The organism is Stenotrophomonas sp. GD03777 (genome assembly GCF_029842485.1).
Lineage (GTDB): Bacteria > Pseudomonadota > Gammaproteobacteria > Xanthomonadales > Xanthomonadaceae > Stenotrophomonas > Stenotrophomonas sepilia.
Genome location: NZ_JAOCGL010000147.1, coordinates 1 through 7,354, shown reverse-complemented (window position 1 = coordinate 7,354; position 7,354 = coordinate 1). Strand labels below are relative to the sequence as shown.

The following is a 7,354-nucleotide window of genomic DNA, read 5'->3' as shown; positions in this document are numbered from 1 at the left end:
GTGCTTCCCGCTGCGCGGGGGCTATCGAGGGACGGCGCTGACGCGCCGTCCTTTTTTTTGCTGGCTACCGGGTGACAAAGCACGCGGTGGCAGTACCGAGGGCGGATGGGCATGGGGGCAGCGCAGAACACGCTGTAAATACGTCCATGTAAGCTCGATGGCGCCATCCATGGCGCCAACGGTTCTGCGCTGCCCCCATGCCCATCCGCTTCAAGCATTGCCTGCGCCTTCTTCTCCCGCCGGGTAGCCGGGAGAAGAAAGATCAAATTCAAATTCAAATTCAAATTCAAAGTCAAAAGCCGAAGCCGCAATTCCTGGCTTTGCCTTTGCCTTTGCCTTTGCCCTTGCTCCCGCCTTGGGGTCTGATGCGTCCGCGCCCGCAGGAAACTGTCATGGGAGGCAGGGGGCCTCAGCCAGGACCGTTGGCGCCAAGGATGGCGCCATCGAGCCCCCATGGATGGGTTCACGGCGTGTCCTGGCTGAGGCCCCCTGCCTCCCAAGCACAACAACGACTCGGCGCCAAACGCCTCAACCCCGCGCTTTACTCGGATTCACCAGATTCCCGAAGAAGATCGCGTTGATCAGCAGCCGATCCGTCCCGTGCCAGTACTTGCGGTGCGCCGGGTCATCGGCAAACAGCACCACGTTGCCCTGCCCCTGCGCCGACACCAGCAGCCACGCGCTGCCCGCCACCCGCGCACGGTTGCGCTCGGAAAGATAGCCGTTCACCCGCGGCGGCGTGTCGATGCGTACCACCGTCGAGAATGGGTTCGCACTCGGCTGCAGCGTCACCGTGTTCTCCTTGTTGATCGCCAGTTGTCGGCGCGGCACACCGAACGCCAGCGGATGACTGGTGTCCACATCGGCGCTGAGGATGTTGCCGCTGACCCGCTCGATCGCGGCGATGTCGCGCTGGTCGCCGAATGCACGGCGGCTCTCGTCGGCAGTCTCTTCGTCCTTGCCGAGCTTCTCGCCGTCGGCGAGCTTCTGTTCGATCGCCCACTTCGAGGCACTGCCATAGGTCACCAATGAACCACCGGCCTGCACCCAGCGCTTCAGTGCAGCCACCGCCGCGGCATCGACGCCGGTATAGGTGCCACCGGACAGCACGATCGTGGTGTAGCGGTCCAGCGGCACCTTGCCCAGCTGCTGTGGGTCCAGCTTGCTGGCCGGAAGGTGCAGTTGCTGGTCGAGCAGGAACCAGGCCGAGCCGATCTCGGTGGCGGCCACGCCCTCCCCCATCACCAGCGCAACCGCGGGTTTGCGCAGCGCCTTGATGCCGTCACTGCCCAGATCGATGCCTTCGCGGCTGCGGCCACTGGACAGCGCGTGCACCTGCACACCTGCCTCGCGCGCGGCAGATGTCACTGCCTCAAGCAGCGCCGCGCCCTGCAGCGTTTGCCCGGCAACTGGAATCACCAGGCTGCCGGCGGCGAAGCTTACGTCGCCCTGCGCGGTCGCGGTGGTGAACGGCTGGAATGCCGCACGTGCGCTCACGCCCTTGCCCTGCAGCGCGGCCAGCGCGCGCCCGGCGTTGTAGTCGCGCCAGTCGATCGCGTACGCGAATCCGGCCTGGCCACCCAGCACCGTGCCCTGCTCAGCCGGCAGCGCAGTCACGCGTGCGCCACCCTCGATACGGCTACGGCTGCCGGCGAAAGCCACGCCGTAGGCCGGTGCGATCGCATAGCTGGTGCTGCCGTAAAACACATCCCCCTTGATCGGCGGTGTCTCGGCAAAGATCGAATGCACCAGGCGGAACTGCGCCTGCTGCACCGGCACCACGTAGGCGCTGCCGGCATCGAAGCGCTGCCCATCGACGGTGATTGCACGCTCCAGCGCGCGTACCTCGATGCGATGCAGCAGCAACAGTTCCAGCAGGCGGCGGGTCAGCGCCGGATCATGCACATCACCGAACACGAAGCTCTTCACCGGCTGCTGTGCGGCCTGCTTCAGCGCGCTCTGGAAGAACTGCTTCTGCAGGTCGAATAGGCCGCTGCGCTCAGTTACCGCGCCACGCACCGTGCCCAGCCCGGTGGCGACCTGGTTGCGGATGGTGAACGGGAAGGTCAGCAGGCCGTTCACCGATTCCTGCACGCGGCCACGCGAACTGGCCTGCTCGACGGTAACGCCGACGGCACCATGGAAGTCCGGGTAGGTGGAACCGTACACCGGCGAGAAGTTGTCGAAGTTCTCGCCGGTGTAGTACAGCGAACCCAAGGCATCCAGCGCCTGCGCGTGGTACTTGGCCAGGGTCTTGTTGAATTCATACGACGCCGCCGGAATCAGCGGGCTGTGCATGCTCTTCGGCGAGGGCTCGAAGTAGTAGGTGCTGTCCTTGCCCATTTCGTGGAAGTCGATCTGCACGTTCGGGTACCACTGGTGGAACACCTCCACCTTCGGCCGCGAGTCCTGCTGTGTGAGGGCAAGCCAGTCGCGGTTGAGATCGGTGAAGTAGTGGTTGGTGCGGCCCTGCGGGAACGGTTCGACGTGTTCCTTGTCGGCCGGGTCGGCCGAGGCCGGATCGGAGGCCCAGGCGTTGTGCCAGTTGGCCGCACGATCGCGGCCATCAGGGTTCTGTGCCGGATCGAACAGCACCACCGCGTGCTGCAGCCACTGCTGGGTTTCGGCACTGCGGTTGGCCACCAGGTAGTAAGCAGTCAGCATCGCCGCCTCGGCACTGGACGTCTCGTTGCCATGCACGCTGTAACCCAGCCACACCACCACCGGGCTGTCACCGGCCGCGCTGCGCGGCTGCGCCGGACCGGCCAGGGTCGCGTGCTGTTGGCGCAGCTGTTCCAGCCGCGCGTGATTGCCGGCGGCGGTGACGGTGGCGATCAGCAGCGGGCGGCCCTCGTAGCTTCGTCCGATCTCGCGCACGCTGATCTTGTCCGAGCGTCTGGCCAGCTCCTGGAAGTACGCCACCAGTTGGTCGTGCCGGGTGTAGCGGCTACCGATCGGGTAGCCGAGGAACTGCTCTGGCGTCGGCACCGCTGCATCGAAGGCTGCCGCATCCGTGACCTGCGGGAAGAAATAGGCACTCTGTGCCTGCGCCGGCTGCGGGCAGGACAGTACAGTGGCGGCGGCAAGCAGCAACGGAAGAACGGCACGGCGATGCAAGGACACGGTGACTCCCCTGGAACACAACGGCAGACAGTTGCGCGGCCGGTCCCTTCAGGTGGCCGGCCGCGGCGGATGGATCAGAAGCGGTAATCGAAGCCCAGCGTGAAGTAGCGGCCGCGCAGGTCGTACTGGCTGAAGTCGTATGGCGCGCGGATGCCCGGGAACGAGGCGTCGTACGGCGGCGTCTTGTCGGCCAGGTTCTGCACCTTGGCATACAGCGTCAGCTTGTCGATGCCGGTGTAGGCCAGGTACAGGTCGTACTGGCTGTAGCTGCCGACGCGCTGCTGCATGGCCTTGGCTGCGGTGCTGGCTTCCTGGCGGTAGCTGCTGGTGTAGTACCAGGTCACGGCTGCGTTGAAATCACCGTACTTCCAGTCCAGCGTGGTGGTGGCCTTGTCCTTGGGCAGGGTCGCGCCCAGGTTGCTGCCGGCGTAGTCGACCAGCGGGCCACCGACCACGGTCGGGCGACGGTAGTCGCGCACGTGGGTGTAAGCCGAGGACACGGTGAAGTCACCCAGCACCGCGGTCGGGATGCGCTGGCGCAGTTCGACGTCGATGCCCGAGGTCCTCAGCTCGCTCAGGTTCTGGTAGCGGTTGTAGACCGCCTGCAGCTTGCCGCGCTCATCGCGCTGCACCGCGCCAGCCACGTTGTCGTTGACCAGGGTCTGGGTGTTGTTGGTGCCGACCAGGTTGTCCAGCTGGATGCGGTAGTAGTCCACGCTCAGGTTGGTGTTGGCCCACGGTGACAGCACCACGCCGAAGTTCACGCTCCTGGTTCGCTCCGGCTTCAGTTCGTTGTTGCCGACGGTGAAGAAGGTCGGGTTCTGGCGCGAGCCCGGCACGTCCGGATCACGCGGATCAACCACGCTGCCGTAGGCGATGCTGGTGCTGTTGGAGTTTTCCGACAGCGACGGTGCGCGGAAGCCCTTGGAAGCGGACGCACGCACCAGCAGGACATCCAGGGGCTGCCAGCGCAGGCCGATCTTCGGCGAGAATGCATCGCCGAAATCGTCGTAGTGGTCGGCGCGCGCGGCGGCGGACAGCTCCAGCGTCGAGGCCAGCGGCACGTTCACTTCGGCGTAGGCCGCACTGACCTGGCGCTTGCCGTGTACTTCGGCAATGGCCGGGCGCACCTGCAGGCCGGCATCGATCTGCCACGGGTTGTTGGAGTCGAGCTTTTCGCGGCGCCACTCGGCACCGGCCGCGAAGCCGATCTCACCCGCCCAGGTGTGGCCCAGGCTGCCGGAAATCTTTGCATCGATGCCCTGCAGCTTGGATTCGGCCGGACGCAGCGTGGCGATGTTGATCGAGTCGCGCACCGACTGCGGCGTCGCCGCCGGGTTGAGCAGGTTGTAGCTGCCCGTGGCCAGCGCATCGGCCAGCGCCCAGCGGTTGGCGAAGCCGCCGGACACGCTCTCGCGTTCGCTGCTGCGCGCACCGAATGCAGCGACTTCCCAGTCCCAGTTGGCGGTGGTGCCGCGCAGGCCGAACACGCCGCGATAGGCCGTGGATCGGTTGGTCTTGATGGTGCCGCCAAGGTCGAAGAACGTGTACTCGATCGGGATCGCACGGCCGTACGGGTTGTACGGATTGTTGGCCGGCAGCAGCGACGACACCGGCTCGGCCAGGCCGCTGTTGGCGTTCAGTGCGAAGCGGCCGCTCTCCAGGGTGAAGAACGGGCTGCTGCCGAACCACGCGGCGCTCTTGATCTGGCTGTACAGCACTTCGCCGAAGGCCTCGACGTTGTCGTTCAGGCGGAAGGTGCCGTTGGCATAGGCCTGGTAACGCTTGGTCGAGGGGATCAGCGTGGTGAACGGCGCCTGGTTGAAGCCGCAGGTGTCACCGGACAGGCCATCAATCGGCGCGCTGGCAACGCGGGTGGTGCCGGCCGGGCAGTTGCCGTTGGCGTCGAGCATCGGTACCGACACGCCGTTGACCAGGTAGCGCGCACCCTTGGCCGACCAGCCGTTCCAGCGGCCACCCGGCTTGTCGGTGTAGATGCCGCTCCTGGTCAGGTTGCGCTCGTCCTGGTCCAGGCGCTCGCGGTTGTAACCCTGCAGGCTGAAGAGGATGTTGTAGCCATCGGTGTCCAGATCACCGAGGCCGCCGACGAACTTCAGGTTCTGCTCGTGCAGGCCGCCCTGGTCGGCACCGCCGAAGCTGCCGCCGATCTCGGCGCCTTCGAAGTTCTGCCGGGTGATGATGTTGACCACGCCGGCCACGGCGTCGGAGCCGTACACCGCCGAGGCGCCGTCCTTGAGCACTTCGATGCGCTCGACTGCGACCAGCGGCAGCGCGTTGAGATCAACGAACGTATCGGACAGGCCGCCGGCCGGGAAGCCGTAGTTGACCAGGCGGCGGCCGTTGAGCAGCACCAGCGTGTTCTTCTGCGACAGGCCGCGCAGGCCGATGCCGGCCGAGCCGGAGGCCCAGCCGTTGTTGGTGGTTTCGTTGGCGGCGTTGCCGGTGTTGGCCGAGATCGAACGCAGCACGTCGGCCACGGTGGCCTTGCCGGTCTGTTCCAGCTGCTGGCGACCGATCACCTGCACCGGGTTGGAGGCCTCGGTATCGGTGCGCTTGATGTTGGAACCGGTGACACGCACGGCGGCCAGGGTGCTGGCTTCGCCACTGGCGTCGGCGGAGGTTTCGGCGGCGGCAGGCAAAGGCGCGGCCAGAGCGACGGCCAGGGCCGCCACGAGCAGGGTGTGCTTGGGCATGACGATGTGGGGGAGGTGGTAAGGACGACGAAGTTCCGCAGTAGTCCATGCCTGGCCGGCGCCCGGCCAATAACATCTCTTCATACGGATATAAGAGAAACTATCATCTCTTCATCCGGATGGAAAGAGTCACTTCACGAAAGCCCGGCGTCCGCTCAGGCTGCCGGGCCGCCTGCGGCGTACAATTGCGCCATGGAAATCTTCAAAGTCTTCATGCTCGAGGCGGCGCACCGCCTTCCCAACGTGCCGCCGGGGCACAAGTGCGCGCGCCTGCACGGCCACTCGTTCCGGGTGGAACTGAAGGTCGAGGGCGAGCCGGGTGCGCAGACCGGCTGGATCATGGACTTCGGCGACGTGAAGGCGGCCTTCCAGCCGATCTACGACCGCCTGGACCATCACTACCTCAATGACATCCCCGGCCTGGAGAATCCGACCAGCGAGAACCTGGCGGTGTGGATCTGGAACGAACTCAAGCCCAGCCTGCCGGCGCTGAGCGAGATCACCGTGCACGAAACCTGCACCTCCGGCTGTCGCTACCGCGGCCCGACGGCCTGATCAACCCATTGATCTGAAAGGCTTTTTAAAGGCGCCCTGAGCGCCTTTGTTATTTTTGTTGCATTGCCGCATCAACGGCGTATGCTGCAATGCATCAAGCCACTCCCTGATGCCCCCATGGCCGCCGCCTTCAGCGATCGCTTCAGTGATGCCACCCGCCAGTTCGCCGCCGCCGCAACGCGCGCAAACCGATTGGCGTTGGAGAACGCGGAAAGCATGTTCGGCGTGCAGTTGAAGGTGATGGAGCGCAACCTGACCGCGACCGGCGGCTGGCTGGGCGAACTGGCCCGCAGCGACGACGCGGCCGGGATGCTCAACAGGGGCGCACAGCTGTGGCAGGACAACCTGCAGCGGCTGGGCCAGGCCCAGCAGGATGTGGTCGGTCTCGGCCTGCAGGCCAGCAAGGCCTGGTCCGAACTGGTGCAGGGTTACAACGAATCAACGGCGGACGCGAGCAACCACTGACGCGACGCAACGCTCATTGCGTGGGTCCCTCCCCCCATGCAATCCGGACCCGGCAGATCCCTCCCTCTGCCGGGTCTTTTTTTGCCTGGTGTTCGGATTCCGAAGTGCGTCTTCGTCCGATGTCTCTGCGAGCTGAGGGGCCCCGCCGTGACAGGCAGGGGCCTGGGCAAATGTCCCCCGGCGCCGGCCGTTGGCCGTCACCTCCTCCTTTACTTTGCCCAGACCCCTGCCCGCCCCGACGAGGCTCGGCTTGCGGTGGGTAGAGCGCAGTGCTCGCGGCAACCTTTCAATGACGCGCCGACGAACTCCGAACGCAGGGCGGAGGCCCTTGCGTACGAAGTAAAGGAGGAGGTGACGGCCAACGGCCGGCGCCGGAGGACATTCGTACGCGAGGGCCTCCGCCCTGCTCCACGCAGAATGAGCCCGCCACAAGCGTGTCTTCGTCTCGATTCCCCGCGAACTGATGGGCCCCGCCGGGGCAGGCAGGGGTCTGGGCA

The 7,354-nt window shown here is 65.8% G+C and carries 4 protein-coding genes; 2 read left to right on the top strand and 2 right to left on the bottom strand.

The window, feature by feature from the left end; all coding sequences use genetic code 11:
• Positions 1-528: 528 nt before the first annotated feature.
• Positions 529-3,123, bottom strand: a complete 2,595-nt coding sequence (locus N5E02_RS19360; RefSeq protein WP_279946632.1) for a M14 family zinc carboxypeptidase — start codon at positions 3,121-3,123, stop codon at positions 529-531.
• Positions 3,124-3,197: 74 nt separating this feature from the next.
• Positions 3,198-5,837, bottom strand: coding sequence for a TonB-dependent receptor (locus N5E02_RS19355; RefSeq protein ID WP_279946631.1), 2,640 nt, complete (start codon positions 5,835-5,837; stop codon positions 3,198-3,200).
• Between the two features lie 192 nt (positions 5,838-6,029).
• Between N5E02_RS19355 and queD the strand changes: the two genes are divergently transcribed.
• Positions 6,030-6,392, top strand: coding sequence for a 6-carboxytetrahydropterin synthase QueD (gene queD / locus N5E02_RS19350; RefSeq protein ID WP_005407953.1), 363 nt, complete (start codon positions 6,030-6,032; stop codon positions 6,390-6,392).
• 117 nt (positions 6,393-6,509) lie between these two features.
• The gene (locus tag N5E02_RS19345) at positions 6,510-6,857 is read left to right on the top strand and encodes a phasin family protein (RefSeq protein WP_065179106.1); all 348 of its coding nucleotides are present in this window, start codon (positions 6,510-6,512) and stop codon (positions 6,855-6,857) included.
• The last annotated feature ends 497 nt before the right edge of the window (positions 6,858-7,354 follow it).

Excerpts from the sequence above, each read along its gene's own strand:
- queD (WP_005407953.1), top strand. The coding sequence starts at position 6,030 with ATGGAAATCTTCAAAGTCTTCATGCTCGAGGCGGCGCACCGCCTTCCC.
- N5E02_RS19345 (WP_065179106.1), top strand. The coding sequence starts at position 6,510 with ATGGCCGCCGCCTTCAGCGATCGCTTCAGTGATGCCACCCGCCAGTTC.
- N5E02_RS19355 (WP_279946631.1), bottom strand. The coding sequence starts at position 5,837 with ATGCCCAAGCACACCCTGCTCGTGGCGGCCCTGGCCGTCGCTCTGGCC.